This window comes from Chryseobacterium sp. FH2 (assembly GCF_001045455.1).
GTDB lineage: Bacteria > Bacteroidota > Bacteroidia > Flavobacteriales > Weeksellaceae > Chryseobacterium.
Genome location: NZ_LFNE01000002.1, coordinates 97,688 through 118,640, shown reverse-complemented (window position 1 = coordinate 118,640; position 20,953 = coordinate 97,688). Strand labels below are relative to the sequence as shown.

Annotated in this window: 14 protein-coding genes; 8 read left to right on the top strand and 6 right to left on the bottom strand. The window is 34.5% G+C overall.

What is annotated here, in order from left to right; genetic code table 11:
- Positions 1 to 12 precede the first annotated feature (12 nt).
- From ACM39_RS03415 to ACM39_RS03405, 3 genes are all read left to right on the top strand, one after another.
- Positions 13 to 2,151 (top strand): S46 family peptidase, encoded by a 2,139-nt coding sequence (locus tag ACM39_RS03415; RefSeq protein ID WP_082140513.1) that lies wholly within the window; start codon positions 13 to 15, stop codon positions 2,149 to 2,151.
- Positions 2,152 to 2,230: 79 nt separating this feature from the next.
- Positions 2,231 to 3,220: a polysaccharide deacetylase family protein gene (locus ACM39_RS03410; protein WP_228377050.1), complete on the top strand. Its 990-nt coding sequence runs from the start codon at positions 2,231 to 2,233 to the stop codon at positions 3,218 to 3,220.
- A complete protein-coding gene (locus ACM39_RS03405; protein WP_048509628.1) occupies positions 3,217 to 4,296 on the top strand; it encodes a GNAT family N-acetyltransferase in 1,080 nt (359 codons plus the stop codon). The genes ACM39_RS03410 and ACM39_RS03405 overlap by 4 nt, the downstream gene beginning before the upstream one ends.
- A 49-nt stretch (positions 4,297 to 4,345) precedes the next feature.
- Here ACM39_RS03405 and ACM39_RS03400 read toward each other — a convergent pair whose 3' ends face one another.
- Positions 4,346 to 4,711 (bottom strand): helix-turn-helix transcriptional regulator, encoded by a 366-nt coding sequence (locus ACM39_RS03400; RefSeq protein WP_048509627.1) that lies wholly within the window; start codon positions 4,709 to 4,711, stop codon positions 4,346 to 4,348.
- 131 nt (positions 4,712 to 4,842) lie between these two features.
- Here ACM39_RS03400 and ACM39_RS03395 point away from each other — a divergent pair, with 131 nt between their 5' ends.
- The 3 genes from ACM39_RS03395 (at position 4,843) to ACM39_RS03385 (ending at position 6,849) form a co-directional block, all read left to right on the top strand.
- The gene (locus ACM39_RS03395) at positions 4,843 to 5,127 is read left to right on the top strand and encodes a hypothetical protein (protein ID WP_048509626.1); all 285 of its coding nucleotides are present in this window, start codon (positions 4,843 to 4,845) and stop codon (positions 5,125 to 5,127) included.
- Between the two features lie 61 nt (positions 5,128 to 5,188).
- Positions 5,189 to 5,971: a GLPGLI family protein gene (locus ACM39_RS03390; RefSeq protein WP_048509625.1), complete on the top strand. Its 783-nt coding sequence runs from the start codon at positions 5,189 to 5,191 to the stop codon at positions 5,969 to 5,971.
- A gap of 305 nt (positions 5,972 to 6,276) precedes the next feature.
- Positions 6,277 to 6,849, top strand: coding sequence for a GLPGLI family protein (locus tag ACM39_RS03385; RefSeq protein ID WP_048509624.1), 573 nt, complete (start codon positions 6,277 to 6,279; stop codon positions 6,847 to 6,849).
- A 116-nt stretch (positions 6,850 to 6,965) separates the two neighbouring features.
- Here the strand turns inward: ACM39_RS03385 and ACM39_RS03380 are convergent, their stop codons facing one another.
- Positions 6,966 to 9,851, bottom strand: coding sequence for a M16 family metallopeptidase (locus ACM39_RS03380; protein WP_228377049.1), 2,886 nt, complete (start codon positions 9,849 to 9,851; stop codon positions 6,966 to 6,968).
- A gap of 241 nt (positions 9,852 to 10,092) precedes the next feature.
- On the opposite strand from ACM39_RS03380, the gene ACM39_RS03375 reads away from it, so the two are divergent.
- Positions 10,093 to 10,668 (top strand): YdeI/OmpD-associated family protein, encoded by a 576-nt coding sequence (locus ACM39_RS03375; RefSeq protein WP_048509623.1) that lies wholly within the window; start codon positions 10,093 to 10,095, stop codon positions 10,666 to 10,668.
- Between the two features lie 73 nt (positions 10,669 to 10,741).
- A complete protein-coding gene (locus tag ACM39_RS03370; RefSeq protein ID WP_048509622.1) occupies positions 10,742 to 11,140 on the top strand; it encodes an immunity 22 family protein in 399 nt (132 codons plus the stop codon).
- A gap of 529 nt (positions 11,141 to 11,669) precedes the next feature.
- On the opposite strand, the gene polA is transcribed toward ACM39_RS03370, so the two are convergent.
- From polA to ACM39_RS03350, 4 genes are all read right to left on the bottom strand, one after another.
- Positions 11,670 to 14,510 (bottom strand): DNA polymerase I, encoded by a 2,841-nt coding sequence (polA, locus tag ACM39_RS03365; RefSeq protein WP_048509621.1) that lies wholly within the window; start codon positions 14,508 to 14,510, stop codon positions 11,670 to 11,672.
- Between the two features lie 297 nt (positions 14,511 to 14,807).
- Positions 14,808 to 15,158 (bottom strand): immunity 51 family protein, encoded by a 351-nt coding sequence (locus tag ACM39_RS03360; RefSeq protein ID WP_048509620.1) that lies wholly within the window; start codon positions 15,156 to 15,158, stop codon positions 14,808 to 14,810.
- Between the two features lie 81 nt (positions 15,159 to 15,239).
- Entirely contained in the window at positions 15,240 to 16,151 is a 912-nt protein-coding gene (locus tag ACM39_RS03355) for a hypothetical protein (RefSeq protein ID WP_048509619.1), read from the bottom strand.
- Between the two features lie 23 nt (positions 16,152 to 16,174).
- On the bottom strand, positions 16,175 to 20,941 hold the full coding sequence (locus ACM39_RS03350) for an RHS repeat-associated core domain-containing protein (RefSeq protein WP_082140512.1): 4,767 nt from the start codon (positions 20,939 to 20,941) through the stop codon (positions 16,175 to 16,177).
- Positions 20,942 to 20,953 lie beyond the last annotated feature (12 nt).

Genomic DNA, 20,953 nt, shown 5'->3' with positions numbered 1-20,953 from the left:
AAAAATTTGATTATGACAAAAAAGATACTTTTATCTGTATTTCTTTTGCCGGCTGCAATGGCCTTTGCACAACAATACGGAGGAATGTGGATTCCGACAGAGCTTAATGAAAAGGAAATGAAGGATTTGGGAATGAAAATCTCTGCGAAAGACATCTTCAATCCTCAAAAAGCAAGTATAAAAGATGCTGTAGTGCAGTTCAACGGAGGCTGTACCGCTGAAATCATCTCTCCAAAAGGGTTGTTATTAACCAATCATCACTGTGGTTACGGTCAGATTCAGGCTCATTCAACTGTTGAAAATGATCTTCTCTCCAATGGGTTTTGGGCAAAAAATATGACCGGAGAACTTGCAAACCCGGGTGTAACCGTAGATTTCATTGTAGACATCAAAGAAGTTACTAATCAAATTTTAGAAGGGACAGACAAGCTTACAGAGCCTGAACTGTCAAAACAGATTGCCAAAAACATTGAGGTTTACAAAAACTCTCAAAAAACCGACCCTTACCAGTCAATTTCTGTAAAATCAATGTATTACGGGAATAAATATTATGCTTATACCATCGAAACTTTCAAGGACATCCGTTTGGTAGGAGCACCTCCGCAAAGTATTGGTAAATTCGGGTCTGACACAGATAACTGGGTTTGGCCAAGACATACGGGAGACTTCTCGATGTTCAGAATTTATGCGGATAAAAACAATAAGCCTGCAGAATATTCAAAAGACAATGTTCCTTACGTTCCGAAGCATTATCTTCCGGTTTCCATCAAGGATAAAAATGAGAACGACTTTACTTTCGTATTTGGGTTTCCGGGAAGAACGACAGAATACCTTCCTGCTATCGCTGTTGAAAAAATCATGACAGAGATTGATCCCGCAAGAATTGCCGTAAGAGATGTCGCTTTAAAAACTTTAGACGAAAAAATGCGTGCCGATAATGCAACACGTATTAAATATGCTTCAAAATATGCTTCCGTAGCCAATTACTGGAAAAAATGGATTGGCGAGGTAGAAGGTTTGAAAAAATCAAACGCTGTTCAGAAAAAAGTAATGTATGAAGGTTCTTTAATTGCTAAAAATCACGAGATTAAACCTACAATTAATCAGCTAAACAAATTGTACAACGACCAGGCTCCTTATGCTTTGAATAACGCTTATTACACTGAAGTTATCAGAAATGCCGAAACGTTGAAGCTTGCGGGAGATTATTACTACTACATTTCTGCTGTAGAAGCAGGTAGAATGGATGAAAAAGAACTTGCAAAAGTTAAAAACAGACTATCTTCATTCTACAAAGATTACAGTGCAGAGCTGGATGCAAAAGTTACAGCAAAATTGCTGGCGCTTTATGCAAATAAAACAGCACCTCAATTCTTACCCGCAGGATTTGACAAGTTTAAAAACGAGGCTCAGAACATTCAAACTATAGAAGAGGCTTCCAAAAATTCAATTATTACAGGCAGAACTGCCGTAAACGGAGCTTCTTTAACAGCTGATATCGATAAGGCTTTTTCAAATCAGGATAAATTGATTAAAACATTGAAAAAAGATCCTGTTTATCAGCTTTATGTTGCGATGAGAGACACCTATATGAAGGCAGCAGATCCTCAGTTTACTTCTCTTCAGACAAAAATTGATGCGTTACAGAAAACATTTATGGCGCAGCAAATCGCTACTGATAAAGACAGAAAATTTTTCCCGGATGCCAATTCCACGCTTCGCGTGACGTACGGTAAAGTAAAAGGCTCTTCTCCAAGAGATGCCGTTTCCTACGATTATCAGACACATTTAGCCGGCGTAATTGAGAAATACATTCCCGGAGATTATGAATTTGATGTTCCTAAAAAGCTGATCGATCTTTACAACAAAAAAGATTACGGAAATTATAAAGATAAAACCGGTGATGTCCCTGTAGGATTCACTGCAACCAACCATACAACCGGAGGAAACTCAGGAAGCCCGGCTCTGGATGCAAACGGAAATCTTGTAGGCCTGAATTTCGACAGACAGTGGGAAGGAACAATGAGCGACATCAACTATGACCCTCGTTTCAGCCGGAATATCATGGTTGATACAAAATATATTCTTTTCATCATCGATAAATTTGCCGATTCCAAATGGCTGATCGATGAAATGAAAATCGTAAAGTAATTTTTTAATGATAAAAACTTAGAATCTATTTAAATTTTCTCCTGAATTTAAATAGATTCTTTTTTATTTTTGAAGCATTATGATGAAGGAAAAACTGATTAATTTTTTAGCACGATTTGAAAGGGAAAATATTGAAAAAACATTTCCCTTAACCTACTGTTTGCCGGTTTATCATTGTGTTTCTGATGAAAATTTACCACATATCAAAAACATTATTGCCTATAAAAACGTAAAACAGTTTGAAGAAGATTTAGATTATTTTTCAAAATATTTCCAGTTTGTAAATTGGGGTGAATTCAAAGATTTTGTTAACGGTAATTTTAAGCCCAAAAAGAAGATTGCCTTATTAACTTTTGATGATGGATTTCGTGAGTTTTACGATATTGTTGCTCCTGTTTTAGAACGAAAAGGTATTTATTCCATTAATTTTATTAATCCGTGCTTTATTGATAACCAGGAATTAATGTTTCGCTGTAAAGCCAGTTTAATCGTTGATAAGCTTGAAAAAAATAAAAATATAAATCCTGAAATTTATAAAATTCTTGGATCGAAACAAGATATAAATCAACACATTCTTCAGATTCATTATTCCCAAAAAGAAATTTTAGACAGACTGGCAAAAGTTCTTGAAATTGATTTTAATATATTCCTGAAAAAACAAAAACCTTATTTAAATTTTGAGCAATTAAATACTCTGACACGAAAAGGATTCGGGATTTCTTCTCACAGCTGGGATCATCCTTTATACAATGAACTAGCATTAGATCAGCAACTTGAAACAACCCGTAAAACATTTCAATATTTAAAAGAGAATAATTTCCTGTATGAAAGTTTTGCTTTTCCGTTTACAGATTTTGGGGTGAATAAAGATTTTTTTGATGTATTATTTAAAAATAAAGAGCTTTTTTGTACGTTCGGAAGCGCAGGCATAAAGCTTGACAGTATTGAAAAAAATTTCCAAAGAATTCCTATGGAAACAAACGAAAATGCCGGATTACTCATAAAAAAAGAAATAGCCTACTTTAGAGTAAAGAAAATTGCAAATAAAAATAAAATTGTGAGAAAATGATACACCTTACAACATTAAACAGAAAAGAACTGGAGGAATTTGTATCATCAGGAGATTTTAAAAAGTATGATTTCCTTCCTATAACTACACACAGGGCACAATCTCATAGTAAAAATCCAAAGGCAAATGATGGGCAAACATTATTGATTCTTGCTTTTGATGATGACGAACTAGCCGGATATTTAGGATGTTTTCCTGATAATTTTACAATTGACGGAAAAATTTTCAATTACGCCTGGCTGAGCACATTATATATCAGCAATAAATTTAGAGGAAAAAGGATCGCCCAAAATCTTTTAAATAGAGCTTTTGAGGAATATAACGGAAATATTGCCATCACAGAATTTACAAAAGAAGCCGAATCTTTATATAATAAAATAGGGCTGTTTCAGTACATCGCTCCAAAGAATGGAAAAAGGTACTATTTCCGGACAGATTTTAGGAATATTATTCCGGCCAAAAAACCTGGAACAAAAGCTCTAAAACCAATTTTTAATATCGGAGATACTATTTTAAATTCCTTACTATCTGTAAAAAACAGCCTGATCAAAAAGCCCGGTTTTAAATTTGAAATTTTAGGTAAGCCAGACAGCCAAAGCGCTGATTTTGTTTCACAATTTCCCGCCAATCGTACTACTGACGATATCAATTGGTTTATCGAAAACCCGTGGGTCTTAGAAGGAAAACAGAAAGAAGAAAATTACCTGTTTTCAAGCTATTCAAGGTTTTTTAAATATTTTTGGATTAAAATTTTTGATCATCAAAATAATCTTATTACCTGTGCTCTTCTACTTTTAAGAGATGGTCATTTGAAAATTCCTTATTTATTCACAAAGTCAGATTTGGGTACATTTGTTGATTTTTTAAATTATTTTATGGTGAAGAATAAAGTTATTACTTTTACAAGCTATCAGAATGAGCTTAATCATGAAATAAAAATTTCTAAAAATTTTTCAAATATACACGAACGAAATATTGAAAGAAGGTATATGTTCCACAAACAGTTTATAGAGAATCTTCCGGCAAATTTTAGCCCGAACTTTCAGGATGGTGACGGGGATTGTGTGATGACATGATACTGCCCTCGAAAAACGGATGCTTATCTTCTGTAATTAAAACCGTTGCTTATTCACCCTTTTCTGCAATTATTGCTTTCAGGCTTTCGATTTCGGCTTCCAGCTTTTCTATATATTTTTTCTGGGATTCCCAAATGGAAAGTGGTATATTGTAATTATTTACAACACCTACTCCATAACCTGTTCCCGTAGAATTATCATTAAAAATAATAACCATACCTTCATCATTTTCGTATATATCTTCTATAGGTGTTTCTAATATTTCAGCTATTTTCTGCCACTCCTGCAAAGATATTTTTGCCGTTCCCTTTTCCCTTCTGTTATAGTTAGAAACATCTATGCAAAGGATATCTGCCATCTTTTCCTGGCTTATATTCTTTCTTTTACGAACATCAATAAGTTTTGTTTTCTGCATTTTTTATAAAGTTTGATGTAAAGATAATTTTTTTGCGAAAAATCGCAATGAAATCGCAAAAAGAAAATTATATTTGAATTGAATAAAATTTTTAGTTTTGGATTGTTAAACAAATATAAAAATTCAAAACAATGAAAAAAATTTTATTCGCAACAGCCTTCGGAGTTGCAGGATTAGTGAGTGCAAAAAGTACAGAAAACGTAAAGACTGACATACGAAAAGACAAAATTGAGTATGCCGGTTCTGAATTGAAGGAATCAAAATCCATTGTAAAGCCAATGTGTTATTCGTATGGTATTATAATCGGTTGTACCAATGATGTGGTTGTAGATACGGCTTGTGGAGCAACTTTTGCTATAGCTCAACAATGTATGATAGAAAATGGTGCTTTAATGAATGAATATTTCTGTAAATAATTAAATTGTAACAAACTTTTACAGCCTTAATGGCTGTAAATTTATTAAAAAAAAACACACAATGAAATCAACCTGTTTAGTATTTTTATTATTCTTTGGATTATTCCATGCACAAAAAGCTGACAGTTCTAGAATAGAATGTAAATACTTTACTTCCTTTCTTATTGATACGACGGATATAAGTACAAGAAAGGAAGAAATAGTTTCTCTTTTAATCGGGGACAGCATTTCCCTTTTCAGAAGTGATGCAAAAGCAAGATTTGACAGTCTCGCTTCTGATAACGTAGCACAAAGTGTAAAAAAAGCGGGCCTTATTATCATTGATTTTTCCAATATACCTAAAGCTTATTTTATCCAGGAAGTTTTATACCGCAGAGATAAGGCTGTTGTTTATGATAAAATATTACAAAATGTCTTTGCTTTTGAACCTGAAAATAAAATCACCTGGAAATTAGTTAACGAAACGAAGACGATTTCTACCTATACATGTAAAAAGGCTATCGGCAGATATGGGAAGAGGCTTATTACAGCTTGGTATACACAAGAAATACCCTTTCAGGAAGGACCTTATAATTTCAAAGGTCTGCCGGGCTTAATTGTAGAAGCCTATGATGATAATGATTTTTACCATTTTACATTAAAAAGTTTAAAAAAAGTAAAAAAACCTATTGTGACTATGAAATATAGTATGAAAACCGAATATGCCAAATTTGCAAAAAAGCGACATGATTTCCAGGAAGATCCAATAGGGGCTTTTTTTGTAGCTACAGGAAGAAACGTGACGAAAGAACAGCAGGCTAGAATTATTAAGCTTCACAGAAGTAAAAATAATTATCTGGATTAAAAATGATACTAAAAAAAGAGGTTGAACAAACTGAAAGAGAAATTAAGTCACAGCAACATTGCAAGTCTTATACAATGGTAGCTTGGTGCAAGTGCAGTGGATACAGTATGCTTATGCCTGTATGAGTGCAAATGGAGCATTATATAACGGATTTATGTGTGGCAGTGCAGATTATGGTGGATAATACTTTTTTTAAACTTTGTGTTTTCTCTTCATTATTTTATACTTCTTGCTTTTCTGTCAAAAAATAGATAGTACTTATTTAAAATGTAATCATTTGGCTACATTTTTAATAGATACGGCAAATGTTGAAACTCAAAAAAAGAAATTACTACTTTATTAATAGGAAAAAAACATCTCTTTTTAAAAGCGGCTACAAAGCTACAGCTGATTCTTTGGCTATTTTAGCTGTGAAAAAAAGTGTAGAAAATCCTGTTAATGGGCAAATTATAATAAATGGGGGATTGCTTCCAAGAGCAAAATTTAAACCTGAGGTATATTATTCAAATGAAAAATTAATAATTTACAATCAAATTTTACGGGATAAATACAATTTTGAAGCTCCCAATAAGATAATTTGGAAAATTGAAGAACAAACCAAAACTATACAAGGATATACTTGCAGAAAAGCAACTACAAAGTATGGAAGTAGGCTAATAACTGCTTGGTATACTGAAAAGACTCCTATTCAGGAAGGGCCTTATACCTTTAAAGGTTTGCCCGGTTTAATTTTGGAAGCATACGATTCTAAAGGTTATTTTAATTTTTCGTTAGTTGGTTTAAAATATGTAAAAACAATTCCTTCCATTCCTTACAGTATTACTACAACGTATGAAAAATTTCATAAAAAGCGAAAAGATATGATGGAGATCCATTGAGTTCTTTTTTTAGTACTTTTGGTAAAAGTCCTTCTAAGGAAAGTGAAGAAACAATAATAAGAAGGATAAATAATTTTTTAGACTAATAATTAAAAAAGAGGCTTAAAGCCTCTTTTTTAATATCCGAAAATCTCCTCCAGGGTTACTTCTTTAAAAGTACCCATTTTACTGACGGCCTCCATATTCAGGTTTTCTTTTTTACCAATGATAGCCGTGTTGAAATGTAACGGTTTTATTTCCGTCTGATAAAACTTTTTGATTTCATCAAAGTTTAAGCGTTGAATCTGCTCATAAATATCTTTCCTAAAATCATGGGAAATACCTATTTTTTTCAACTTTAAAGTATTGAAGAAAATGTTCGTTCTTGTAATTCTTGTAGATGCAATCTGTTTCAAAGCTGCATTTTTAGCATTTTCAAATTGAGTTGTCACTTCGGGAAGTTCATCCATCAAATCATTCATGGTATCAACTGCAACCTGAAGTTTATCCGGCTGGGTTCCGATATAGGTTGTCACATAATCGGGCTGACCCAATTCTGCGTTTGCAGCATAAGAAACGTAGGCAGAATATGCTAAGCTTTTACTCTCCCGGATTTCCTGAAAGACAATTGACGACAGGCCTCTCCCGAAATATTCGTTAAATACATTGATTTTTCCGAAGTTTTCAGTGTTTACATTATGCCCCTTTCCTACTTTTGTCATTTCCATCTGCACCATATCATAATTGATAAAATAAACCTTTCCTCCGGTTTCAGGTTGAGAATACAATTTTGGTTCGGGGATTTCAAGACTTTCCGGCTCAATATATTTCCTTATGTAATTTTTAAAAGCATCAAAATTTTTCCCGTAAAAAAATACCTGATAAGAAAATTTAAACAATTTTTTCATCCTGTCTGTAAACTCTTCCACCTTGCTGTTTTGAAGCTCTTCTTTTGAGATCACATCTTTAAAACGAGAATAATTTTCAAGTTTAGCATACGTAGACAAAGCCGTCATGATACGGTTCTTATCTTTTTTAGCTGCCTCTCTGTTTTCTAAGATAGTTTCTACAAACTGACTGTAAATTTCCTGATTAGGCAGCACATCGGAAAGCCAATGTTGAAGTAATTCTATACCTTTTTCAATATTTTCTTCCAGGCCGCTCAAAGAAATTAAAAGCTGATCCTGAGTGGTTTTAAAATCATTACTTACGCCAATTTTGAAAAACTCTTTTTTCAAATCTTCAGGGGAAAATTTTCCGGTCCCCAAATATTGAAGGACCTGAGTAGACATTCCTAATTCCCTGTCATTATCACTTCCGAAAGGGAAAATAAAATATACCTGAGCAATATCATTATATTTATTCTTTACAAAACTTATCTTCTTCCCATTAATAAAATCTGTTGATATTTCTTTCTGATAATCAATGAATTCAGGTTTGATATTTTCTGTTTTTTCGGCTAAAATCTCCTTTAAAAACTCAGATTGGGCATCACGATTGATTTTGATAGGCGTGATTCCCGGGTTATCAACTCTTAAAAGCTTATCGTTTACGCCTTTTTCCTTATAAATAATGACATAATTATCCTTGAAAAATTCATTAGCAAAATCTACAACCTTTTGTTTTGTAAATTGAGAATACACTTCCATTTCGTTCAGCTCCTCTTCCCAAGTCCTGTCCTTAATATAGGTATCATAAAGATTAGTTGCCAATCCGTCAGCAGTTTCCAAAGCTTTCATCCTCTGAAGCTTAAAATCATTGATAATTGCCGGAAGCATCCAATCCGGAAACTCTCCTTTTTTCACCAATTCAATCTGTTCCAAGACCATATCTCTGGCTTCATCCAAAGTCTGTGTTTCTTTAGGAACAGCAAGAAGTGAAAAATATCCGTATTGTTTTAAACCAACCGAAAAAGCCTGTGCCCAAAGCATTTTTTGAGTTTGATTAATGTTTAAATCCAATAACCCGGCTTCTCCTCTATTACTCAGAATATTCGCTATAACGTCCGCCAGCATCGCTTCTTTTGTTCCGTAGCTGTCAGTTCTCCAAGCCAATTGTACCCTTCCAACTGTGGGACTTTTAACTGTTCTTTTTACAATTTCCGTTATTGGCTTTTCAATAACAGGAGTTTTCTTTGGTAATCCTTTGTAAGGAATCGTTCCGAAATATTGATCAACAAGCTGAATGGTTTTTTCAAAATCCAAATCACCTACCAAAACCATCGCATAATTATTAGGAACGTAATACTCATCAAAATATTTATGAATGGCCTTCATAGAAGGATTTTTCAAGTGTTCCGGCTTACCTAAAGTTGTTTGCTGCCCATTCGGATGCGTGGGGAAAAGAGCGTCCATCAGTTCATAATTTACCAATCTGGAGTCATTATCCTGAGCCCTGTTAAATTCCTCATAAACCGATTCCAGCTCTGTGTGAAAAAGACGTAAAACCATCTCTGAAAATCTTTCTTTTTCAACTTTCAGCCATTTTTCAAGTTCGTTGTTCGGAATATTATTTTTGTAAACTGTTTCATCAAACCAGGTGTGAGCATTAGTATTGGTTGCTCCCAGGGAAGAAATTACTTTATCATATTCGTTAGCAATTGCGTATTGGCTTGCTTCTTGGGAAATTTCATCTATTTTTTTATAGATTTCCTTCTTTTTTTTTACATCTTGCTCAGCTTTATGCTGTTCGTATAAATCTGAAATTTGATTTAATAACTTACTTTCTTTTTCCCAGTTTTGAGTACCTAATTTTGAAGTCCCTTTAAACATCATATGTTCAAGATAATGTGCCAACCCTGTATTATCAGAAGGATCATTATTACTTCCCGTTCTCACCGGAATGTACGTCTGAATTCTCGGTGCATCAAAATTTTGAGCAAGAAAAACCTTCAACCCGTTTTTCAGGGTATAGATTCTTACTTTATTTTCGTCCTGAGCTATTGTGATGTATTCGTAGTTATTTTCATCTGTATGAATCGTCTCCCTATATCTTTTGTCAATCATATGTAAATTCGTTTCCATTCTTTTTTTTAAAATCAGAATGCCTTACAAATGTAAGGAATCAAAAAGGAATCTATTTGATTTATAAATAGTAAAATCTAATAATTGGTATTCGCTTTTTATATTTAAGTTTGTATAGTTTCCAAAAATTACACACATTTACGGAAACACTATTATCAGATCGCTCCTGAAATTATCCGGAATGGTTCTTTCAGAGAAAATTTTAACTCGTAGAGAAGATTAAAACGCAAAATTGAGAGTTATGGAAGAGAAATCCTATAAGCCGGCAATATTTTTTTCAACTCAGGAAAAGTTCAGAGAATGGCTGGAGAAAAACCATAAAAAAGAAACCGAGCTTTTAGTGGGGTTCTATAAAGTCGGAAGCGGAAAACCTTCGATGAACTGGTCTGAATCTGTTGATCACGCTTTATGTTTCGGCTGGATTGACGGGGTAAGAAAATCCATTGATAAAGAAAGCTACAGCATCAGATTTACTCCCAGAAAACCTACGAGTATCTGGAGTGCCATCAATATAAAAAAAATCGAAGAGCTTACCCAATCCGGACTTATGACTCACGAAGGGCTGAAAGCTTTTGAATTGAGAAAAGAAGAGAAATCAAGAATTTATTCTCATGAAAAAGAGGCCGTAGAACTATCTTCTGAATATCAAAAACAATTTAAAGCCAATAAAAAAGCCTGGGAGTTTTTCATCAGCCAGGCTCCATCTTACAAAAAAGTAATGATTCACTGGATAATGAGTGCGAAACAGGAAAAAACAAGATTGTCGAGATTGGAAAAGACTATTAAGGAAAGTGAGCAAAACAAAAGGGTTCTGTAAGATTTAAATAACTAAATTTGCTTTTTTAAAGTCCCAATCGTATAAAAATAGAGACAGAAGACAATTAAGAATTATGAATATAGAAACATTAGATTTTTGGGTAGGAAATTTCAACAGTGAGGATGATTTTTATGAATTTGTGGAAGAAGATGAAAGCTATTACACAGAAGAAGAGTCTGACGATATACATATCTCAAAATTTGCAGCATCACAAAGCACAATCTGGTTTGATCATGATCTTGTAGAATATGGTTTTGAAGGCGGAGACAGGGGTATTTATGAAAAATTTGCAGAATATTCATTTGCAGAACAATGGCTTCCAATCCTGATCAACCGAATCAATGAACTTGATCTAAATTTTGATATCAATTCTTTAATTTTTGTCAAAAGAGGACAAATTGCTAAACCTGCTTCTGTGGAAAATGATTTATTTACAATGGTTTATGTTGGCGGGATTGAATATGAGTTTTAAAAATTTTTAATAGATAACTATTTAGTTACAAAAGCAAGCTCTCATATGTGAAATTCATCTTTAAGAAGATACCTTCTAATCTGAATATTAAAAATAAAAAACTTCCGCCTTTCGGCGGAAGTTTTCGTATCAAACCAATAATATGTGCCTTACGGCACATGCTCAACTGTCAATTTTTATTTATAATTAAATGGAGATTACTTATTAGTGCACACAATAATAATTGCGGCTAATGCAGAAAGCAGTAATGTTAAAAAAAATGCAATTTTTAATAATCTCATTTGTGTTGTTTGTGTTTCGTTTTACAAACATAAGATTTTTATCAGAAAAAACAAACAGTAATAACCAGCTGAAAAACAATTCAATAAGTAATATTTAAATTCATATTTCAAATACGAAAAATAATTTTAACCTTTTATAAAATTTAACCTCATAAACAAAAAAACTTTCACTAAAAAAGTGAAAGTTTTTTTTGTTTATATTTTGCTGAAAATATTTTTCTTACCAGGCTGAATAGAACTTCATCTTTTTAATGTGCCTCAAGCCAGTTATTCCCTACTCCAACTTCAACCAACAATGGAACCTCTGTTTCAATCGCACTTTCCATTTCAATTTTAATAATATTTGAAGCTACTTCTACCTCATCAATGGGGGCTTCAAAAACCAATTCGTCATGCACCTGAAGTAACATTTTTGTCTCCAGCTTTTCTTTCTCCAATTCTTTTTGAATTTTAATCATCGCTACTTTCACAACATCTGCTGCACTTCCCTGGACAGGCGCATTCACCGCATTTCTTTCCGCATGACCTCTTACTACAAAATTGTTGGAATTAATATCCTTCAAATGACGTTTTCTGCCCAAAAGTGTTTCCACATAACCCATTTCACGTGCTTTTCTTACCTGCTCGGCCATGTATTCCTTTAATTTCGGATAAGTTTCAAAATAGGCTTCAATCATGTGTTTTGCCTCCGTTCTTGATAAACCTGTCTGCTCTGCCAAAGCAAAAGCACCCTGACCGTAAATAATCCCGAAGTTTACTGTTTTTGCCTGGCTTCTCTGTATTTTAGAAACTTCTTCCAAAGGGATTTTGAATAATTTTGCGGCCGTGGAAGCATGAATATCTTCCCCATTCTGGAAGGCCTTAATCATATTATCTTCTCCGGAAATTTCTGCAATCAAACGAAGCTCAATCTGTGAATAATCGGCTGAAATAATCTTCTTCCCTTCTGCGGAAACGAACGCCCCACGAATTTGCTGGCCTCTCAGCGTTCTGATCGGGATATTCTGCAGATTCGGGTTTACACTCGCCAAACGACCCGTTGCAGCCGTAGTTTGTGAGAAATTGGTATGAACCCGGTTATCTGATTTTTCGATTTGTGAAGGCAGCGCATCTACATAAGTTGATTTCAGCTTCTGGTACGTTCTGTATTCAAGAATATGCTTGATGATTTCATGTTTTGAAGATAACTTTTGAAGAATATCCTCCGAAGTCGCATATTGACCTGTTTTTGTTTTCTTTGCTTTTGGGTCAAGCTGCATTTTTTCAAACAAAATATCCCCTAATTGCCTTGGCGAATTCATATTAAATTCTTCTCCGGAAATTTCAAATATTTTTGATTCTAACTGTCTTAAATCATTCTCTAAATCAATACTTTCCTGCGCCAGCCATTTTTCGTCCAAAGAAATCCCCGAAAGTTCCATTTTGGCTAAAACTTCCATCAACGGCATCTCTATATTAAAGAACAAATCTTCTAAATTTTCTTTCTTTAATTGAGGAGCAAATAATTCGTATAACTGAAAAGTGATGTCTGCATCTTCTGCGGCATAATCTGTCTGCGTCCTCAAATCGGCATCTCTGAAATTGCCCTGGTTCTTGCCCTTTTTACCAATAATTGTTTCAATGGAAACAGGTTTGTAATTCAGATAAATTTCTGAAAGGTAATCCATTCCGTGGCGTCCGTCAGGATTTAGAAGATAATGAGCAATCATTGTATCAAACATTGCTCCTTTTACGGTAACGTTATACTGCTTCAGAATTTTATAATCGAATTTCAGATTGTGAGCAACTTTAAGCAAATCTTCTTTCTCAAAAAACGGTCTGAAAATTTCCAAAGTCTGTAAAACTTCTCCTTGGTCCTCAGATAAAGGCACATAATAAGCTAACCCTTTTTTATAGGAGAAGCTCATTCCCACCAGCTCGGCTTCCAGTTCGTTCAAAGAAGTGGTTTCTGTATCAAAACACACAACTCTTTGCTTTAATAAATTTTGAACTAAAACTTTCTGAGCTTTTGGGTTATCAACAAACTGATATAAATGATCATTGTGCTCAATGGTTGATTTTGTGGAAGTTGCCTGATCCAATTCTTCATAGGTTGCAAAAAGATCAAGCTGACCAACCGCCTGCGCAACTTTTTGCTGTGCAGTTTCAGCTGATATTGTTACCTCAACTTCTGTAATAACAGCCGTTGCTGTAGTTGCAGGCGCAAATGCACGGTAAAGATTTTCATATAATCTTCTGAATTCAATTTCGTCAAAAACTTCTTTTACCTTTTCAAAATCAGGGGTTTCAAGATCGTATTGTTCCTGGTGGAATTCAATAGGGGCGTCACAAATAATGGTTGCTAATTTTTTAGACAAAATTCCACGTTCAGCAGATGCTTCCACCTTTTCTTTAAGCTTGCCTTTTAGTTTATCCGTATTAGCCAAAAGATTTTCAATACTTCCGAATTCTTTAAGGAATTTCATCGCTGTTTTTTCACCGACACCTTCCAGTCCCGGAATATTGTCAACCGCATCTCCCATCATCGCCAGAAAATCGATCACCTGTTTAGGATCTTCAATTTCGTACTTAGCTTTGACTTCTTCAACACCTAAAATTTCTATATCGCCGCCTTTTAAACCCGGTTTATAAATTTTAATTTTATCTGTGACCAACTGGGCGAAATCCTTGTCCGGTGTTACCATAAAGGTTGTGTACCCTTCTTTTTCCGCTTTGCATGCAATAGTCCCGATAACGTCATCCGCTTCATAACCTTCTACTCCCAAATAAGGAATATGCATAGCTTCCAAAATTTTGTGAATGTATGGAACGGCAATTTTAATAGCCTCCGGAGTTTCGCTCCTGTTTGCTTTATAAGCAGCAAAGTCATCTGTTCTTACACTCGCCTGTCCTACATCAAACACCACTGCCAAATGAGTGGGTTTTTCTCTCCTGATCAATTCTATCAAAGAGTTGGTAAAACCAAAAATAGCAGAGGTATCCAAACCTTTACTTGTAAGTCTTGGATTTCTTATCAATGCATAATATCCTCTGAAAATCATCGCATAAGCATCGATGAGAAATAACCTTTTATCTTGAGTTGCGTCCATATTTTCTATAATGAACAAATATATGAATTCTTATCTTTTTCTCTTGTCTTGAAATGGAAGATTCGGCGTAATCAGACAAAAGAGGGGTCAAAAATTCCTTTGGAATTTTTGACGGGGTGGTTTTCAGCAACGTGGTTTTCCTAGCCCCGATAGAAACGGTTACCCCGCAACAGGAGCTGGCTTATGGAAGGGTTTTGATGTTGGAAAGTTCAGGCGTGAGGAGTATGAGTGAATAGCGGGAAATAGCTTCAAAAAAAGACCTCAATATAGAGGCCTTTTGGTATTTTAAATGAAATTCTAATCCAATTCTGCTCTGGAAAATAAATCCTGAATAGCTAATTCATCTTCACAGGTCTTTTTAAAATCCAGAACAAACTCTTTTAATTTTTCGGGGTTTGAAGAATAGGCACAAAACATATCTGCCTCAGGATCAAACTTTATCTCTTCGGCAATGTCCGGTCTTTTTTCATTTACAAAAACTTTCGCTAAAGACACCCAGTCGTACCCGTTTCCTTCAAAACCCTCGTCTTTTCTCCAATCGAAAATATCGGGTTTATACGTTCCTGCATTTAAACATACTGAAAAAGTTTTTTCTGAAGCTACCCAGAAAAAAGGTTTAATGGTTGTTTCAAAATTGTAGGCTTCCATACTGTTTAGTTAAATTTTATTATCAATATAAAGATACTAAAATTCTCTTTTGGAAGCTTTTTTATAACATTTATTAACTTTTTAATCAATTATTTTCTCTTCTAATTTCTTTGTCAGTTCATCATGTGGAAGTGATTCTGCTTCAAAGATAAATGATAAATAAGGTTGAATTAATGGATGACTGATTCCTTCATTTGACAATCCCTGCCGCTTTCTACAGATTAAAATACTTATCATTTCCAGGGGAAAACTTTTCCAGCAATCATGGTTAAAAGTATCCAAATATGATTCTCCCGGATTATTGATATGAAACTGAGCTAGTTTTTCCAATACTTCGTTTACGACACTGATATCTTGGCTCAGGTAATTTTTAATAGCAAAATCATAGTGAGATTCGACCGGTACGTCAATCATTTCGTTGAAAGGATAATTTTCTTCTTTTGAAAGAAGTTCTTTTAACAATTGAAATACATCAGCATAGCCATAATATTTATCATACTTTCTCTTTTCAGGTAAAATCTTTTCTGATTCTTCTTTTAAAGATTGCTCGTACTCAGTTTCCAAATAATTCAATGTTTTTTGCAATGCCTGCGGATAAAAACAATACGCTAGAAACGATGCAAAAACTGTATCCTGAAAAAACTCGCCTTTTACATCCTGCTTATTTTTTAATCCTTTGATAAAAGCTAAATTGAGCCAATAGTAAGAGTTTGCTAATTTTTTAAAATTTTCAATATTAGTGTCTTTAACAAACTGAATTATTGCGCTTTCTGACTTTTCGTAAAATATTTTCTGGATTATCCCTGAAACATTATATTTATTCTCAAACTGCATTCCAAATTCGGTAAAAGCCTGAACAAACTCTTCCTTATCATCTTCGATAAACTCATGAATACAATTATAAAAAAAATCAAAATCGTTATTTTTTAATCTGCTGCTGAGATTTGATTCCGTTTTTTTAATTTGAGTATCTAAATATTTTTTATAATTCATATATGTTTAAAAAATTTAACAAATTATTGATATAATTTACCTATTTCGTCCCAATCAGACATTCTTGTTTTTTCAACAAACCATTTTCCTTTTTCACCTCGTCCTACATAAACATCCACTAAGAATTTATCGCCAATATTGGATCTTATTCTTTCTGCCATCTGAGGAGATATTCCATAGGTTCCGGTTCCTGCTTTTTGATCACTCAACACATCATTTATAAAGGCTGAAGGATTTGCCTGTCTATCGGAAAGTTTTCCTACATTTCCTGTAATATTGGTTTTAACTTCAAATACATCGAATTTCCCATCAGGTCTTAATCCAACAATATCAATACCATGGTTGGATGCATTTTGAACTTGAAATATACCTCCATCAACATATTTTCCACTCTGTTTTAGGCCATCAATTACTTTATTTTCTCCAAAATTACCCAGCCTCTGAACAAATGTATCAAGCCCGTAAAGATCATATTGAGTTAAATTATCCCAGACATAGCCATATACGGTTGGGTTTCCACCTTTTAATCCTATTGGATCCTTAGAAATATAATTTCCCTGCCCACTGTCATAATATCGAAAGCGGTTGTAATAAAGCCCGTTTAGTTCTTCATCTTCATACTGACCTAACTGTCTAAAAGGGATAAAACTTCTATCTCCTTTTAAATTTTTAAGCTGGCCCAATATATCATATCCTGTACTCCAAAACAATTCTCCGTTTTCATTATAAGACTGTATCGGTCTTCCTATATAATCTGAAATAATTGTAAATCTTTCTTTATTAATTATTTTAGCACACGGAACATGACTTCTTGCTTCGTAAACCCAGGTAATAATATTTTTAAGAGGTTCTTTTTGAGCAATTACATTTCCGTCGTCATCAACAAAAGTTTTCGATTCTTCTTCAATATCATAACTCCACTCATGCAAAAGAACATTCCCATCCCAAATATACCGAGTTATTTTTTTGTTTCCAATTTTTGAAATTCTTCTTCCAAGGGCATCATATCCAAAACTGACCTCTTTTCCGTCCGGTCTTTTTACTTTTGCCAACATTCCGTTTATATTCCATGAATAAGCCCAGTCTCCAGACTCCCATTCAGGGTTTTGAATTTCTGTTGGGGAGCTTTCATAAACGTTAGGTAGAATATTTATATCAGGTAATTTCACCTCTTTCAGCCAGTCTGCTGCAATGGATTTATAGTAAGGATGAATCTGATTTTCTTCTTCTTTGTTATCTGATTTTACATTATTTATTGGTCGTTTGCTTTTTAACAGTAAATTTCCTTCTTCGTCATAATGATAAAACCAGCTTTTATCACGCATCAGTTTTCCGCCTTTGTCATAAATACGGTCTGTTCGTTTAGCACTTTCATATAAACAACCTGCTTCATCAGGATTTTTATACTGAATTTCACCATTCGAATATTCTGTAGCAACCAAGCTTCCGAAAGCATCATAATCAAATCTGCTTCTTCCTCCTGTAACTTTATCTAAAATTTGTAATAACCTATTTCCGGCTGCCCAATGATAATCTTTATGAAAAACAGTATCAGTTTTATTAACTGTAACTTTCTGGCTTATCGGCATTCCGATGTGATCAAATTCAAAAGAACTTTCAACACCGCCTGTCATCTCGCGCGAAAGTTTTTCACCGTTTTTACCCATGCTCAGATTCATTTGCCAAGGTTCCTGAATATTTTTTGTAGCAGCATTAACTTTTTTAAGCTGTCCCAAATTATTGTAAGAATAATCAATTTCAGCTCCTAAACTGCTTCGCAAACCCATTAGATTTCCCTGCTGGTCATATTCATAATTAATGGAATGTTCGCCTTGCTTTTCGCGGGTCACCAATCCTAAACTATTCCTTTGAAACGAAACACTGCTATCTTCATTATCAGCTTTAATAAGCATTCCTGAAGAATCATACTGATAAGCCTCCCAGGTAGCATCAGGATAATGAACCTGCGTTAATCTTCCCGCCAAATCATATTCGTAGAAGATATTTTTTCCATTCGGATTCCGAGTTTGAATTACCAATCCGTCTTTATCTCTTTTAAATATTTTTTTCTGTCCGTCAAAACCTGTTTCACCGATAACGTCATTATTATTGTTTCTTTCAAAATGATAGACTTCTCCTTTTTCATTGGTAATGCTCATCAAATTTTCATAAGCATTGTAGCCAAAAACCAGAGTTTGCTCTTTTCTATAGGTTAAAGCGTTCCGGCGAACCTGACGTTTCAGGCTTCCCATCGGGGTATAGCTCATGAGCCATTCTGCTCTTCCGTCTGTAGCATACACCGGAAGATCATAAGCATCATATCGAAGTTTCAAAGGCAATTGTCCCTGTTCTTCCACTTCAACAATTCTTCCCATTTTATCTCTTTTCCAGACCGTTTTATTTAAGGGTTTTGGACTAAAAACCAACAGTCTTCCATAGTCATCATATTTCCAATATTGTTCAGCGCCAGTATTGTTAGTCAGTTTTATGATTTGTTTTCTTTGATTATATTCATAATGAGTCTCAATTTCCTGTTTTATGCTGCTTTCAGGAAGTTTATCTTCATTAAAATATTTATAGAAAATAATTTCCCCCATTGGATCTGTATAGCTTAGTAATCTTCCCTCATCATCATAATTCCAGATTTCGGAAGTTCCTGAAGGTGAAAATCTGGCGATAACCTGCCCAAACTCATTATACTGATAATAATATTCTTCTCCGTCAGGTGTATGGAAAACCGAAATATTCCCCATTTCATCATAAGTATATCCCTGAACCCTGCCTTCCGGCGTTCCAATCATTTTTAGTTCGTTGTGAGAAGTGTAATCATACCATGTTTCTCCACCTTCGCCATCTATTTGTTTGTAAACCAAAAGATCTTCATCATAATAATATCTTTCCGTTTTATCCTTTTGTCTCGGATAAATAACTTCTGTATAGCCTTCTTCCTCGTTGTAATTTAAAAGTCCTTCCATGAAACCTTCCGAACCTCTGGTATGAATCACTCTACCCTTTTTATCATACTCCCATTGATAGTTCATTCCGTTTCTGTTGGTACGTCCAACAACACGATTAAACCCGTCATATTCAAAAATGATAGCTTTTTTGTGGATATCCCAAACGTGAGTAAGATTTCCGTGGTCATCATAATCATAACGAACCTGCAGATCTCTCTGATTTTTATAACAGTAATAAACTTCTGTAATTTTTTTGAGCTCAGGATGAATCTCTGTTTCTATCCTGAAACTGCTTTTTACATCTTTAATGCTTTTCAAGACAATATTTCTGTCCTGGTAATCATATTCTCTCACTGTTCCGTCTCCGTACTCAATGAGAACAACTTTAAAAATATCTCCCTCTACAGGATGATTAAATCGTTTATAAGTATAAATATCTGTTCCTTTACGAACGATCCAGAAATTATAATCAGGACGATACTGCCATATTTTCTGACTTCTGTAATAAGTTAATGTTTCACCAATTTCAGGTACAGGAATCGGCATTGGCTGAAGCTCTTCAGGATGAATCCAGGCTGCTACATCATCTTCCGGAACAATATAAAGGTCATGAGAATTAAAGATTCCGTTTCCAAGTGCTCCTTGTGTATAAGGTCTGTCGCTTTGCCAGATATTTGTCCATTTTAAAGAGGTTCCGGCTTCAATTTCAAAATCATCCCATTCAAAAAACATAGCTCCGGAAGCAAAATTCACTGGTTCCAAACCAACTTTACACAAAGCTCTCGAAACAGGATTTGTCTGTCCGAATTTACGTTGCAGCATGTGATTAAACTTAGTGATACCTTTTCCTAAGCTTTTCGTAAGACTTCTCATCAAAAACATTCCCGCAAAACGCATCAGCATCTCTCCCGGTGTGTAAACATGCGGAACAAAAGCTCCTCCTACCAAAACAGGGCCTCCCGAATTAATCTGAATGTACATGCTGGAAAAATTATTATAAAAAGCAAAATAGGCAAGCGGGTTTTTCTTCGGTTTATCTGGCATTGCAGGAAGCATTGTCATCCCGAAAGGGATTCCCATACATGTTAAAACCTGTTGTGGCTGGTTTCCGCTCATTTTACTTCCTTGGGCCAAAACGGTTTGAGCCCCATAATACACTTCCCCTTCATGTGGGGCTTCCTGTGGAAAAGGAATCATGTAAACGGGAATCAAAGAAGTCACGTGTTTAAAAGGAATGACAACGCCCATTACAGAGGTTGTAGTGGTTGCTTTATGTCTTCCATGAACAAATATGGAACCTCCCATCGGAACACTTTCGGGAAGTGATGGAAACGCATCTCTCACAAATTTCGGAATCGTAATTGTAAACCTGATATAATCCATAACATCAAATACAATTCCTATAAAAGGATGCGGTAACGGAAGCGGAATGATATTAAATGATGGCGGTGGCGGGATAAGCGTCCAGTGAATATCAATCGCCAATACAATATCAAAATGCTTACTTGTATGCTGTATTGCGGTAGGAGTAATTGCAGGAGTCTTAACTTTGATAAGTTTTACCTTGCTTTCTGAAGATTCTTCCACAGTAACATTAGAAATTCCTGAATCTCCACTGTCTCCTGATTTTTTATCATCATTTTGAAATGATGTCACGAAAGAAACAGGGTTCAGAGACTCAGCATTATTTTTTATTCCGTTTTTCCAGCCTTGTGTGGTTTTTTCCCAACTCACAGAAGTGACGTCCGCAGAAATAGATTTTGTACGATCCGGATTCATATTGGGTTTAGAAACCTTTATTTTGTTTATCCCGTTTTTATTTTGATCTGCCATGATAGTTTTTTT

Coding starts and splice junctions, on each gene's coding strand:
- ACM39_RS03375 (WP_048509623.1), top strand. CDS start 10,093: ATGGAAGAGAAATCCTATAAGCCGGCAATATTTTTTTCAACTCAGGAA.
- ACM39_RS03415 (WP_082140513.1), top strand. CDS start 13: ATGACAAAAAAGATACTTTTATCTGTATTTCTTTTGCCGGCTGCAATG.
- ACM39_RS03405 (WP_048509628.1), top strand. CDS start 3,217: ATGATACACCTTACAACATTAAACAGAAAAGAACTGGAGGAATTTGTA.
- ACM39_RS03380 (WP_228377049.1), bottom strand. CDS start 9,851: ATGGAAACGAATTTACATATGATTGACAAAAGATATAGGGAGACGATT.
- ACM39_RS03355 (WP_048509619.1), bottom strand. CDS start 16,151: ATGAATTATAAAAAATATTTAGATACTCAAATTAAAAAAACGGAATCA.
- ACM39_RS03395 (WP_048509626.1), top strand. CDS start 4,843: ATGAAAAAAATTTTATTCGCAACAGCCTTCGGAGTTGCAGGATTAGTG.
- polA (WP_048509621.1), bottom strand. CDS start 14,510: ATGGACGCAACTCAAGATAAAAGGTTATTTCTCATCGATGCTTATGCG.
- ACM39_RS03410 (WP_228377050.1), top strand. CDS start 2,231: ATGATGAAGGAAAAACTGATTAATTTTTTAGCACGATTTGAAAGGGAA.
- ACM39_RS03350 (WP_082140512.1), bottom strand. CDS start 20,941: ATGGCAGATCAAAATAAAAACGGGATAAACAAAATAAAGGTTTCTAAA.
- ACM39_RS03385 (WP_048509624.1), top strand. CDS start 6,277: ATGTTGAAACTCAAAAAAAGAAATTACTACTTTATTAATAGGAAAAAA.
- ACM39_RS03370 (WP_048509622.1), top strand. CDS start 10,742: ATGAATATAGAAACATTAGATTTTTGGGTAGGAAATTTCAACAGTGAG.
- ACM39_RS03400 (WP_048509627.1), bottom strand. CDS start 4,711: ATGCAGAAAACAAAACTTATTGATGTTCGTAAAAGAAAGAATATAAGC.
- ACM39_RS03390 (WP_048509625.1), top strand. CDS start 5,189: ATGAAATCAACCTGTTTAGTATTTTTATTATTCTTTGGATTATTCCAT.
- ACM39_RS03360 (WP_048509620.1), bottom strand. CDS start 15,158: ATGGAAGCCTACAATTTTGAAACAACCATTAAACCTTTTTTCTGGGTA.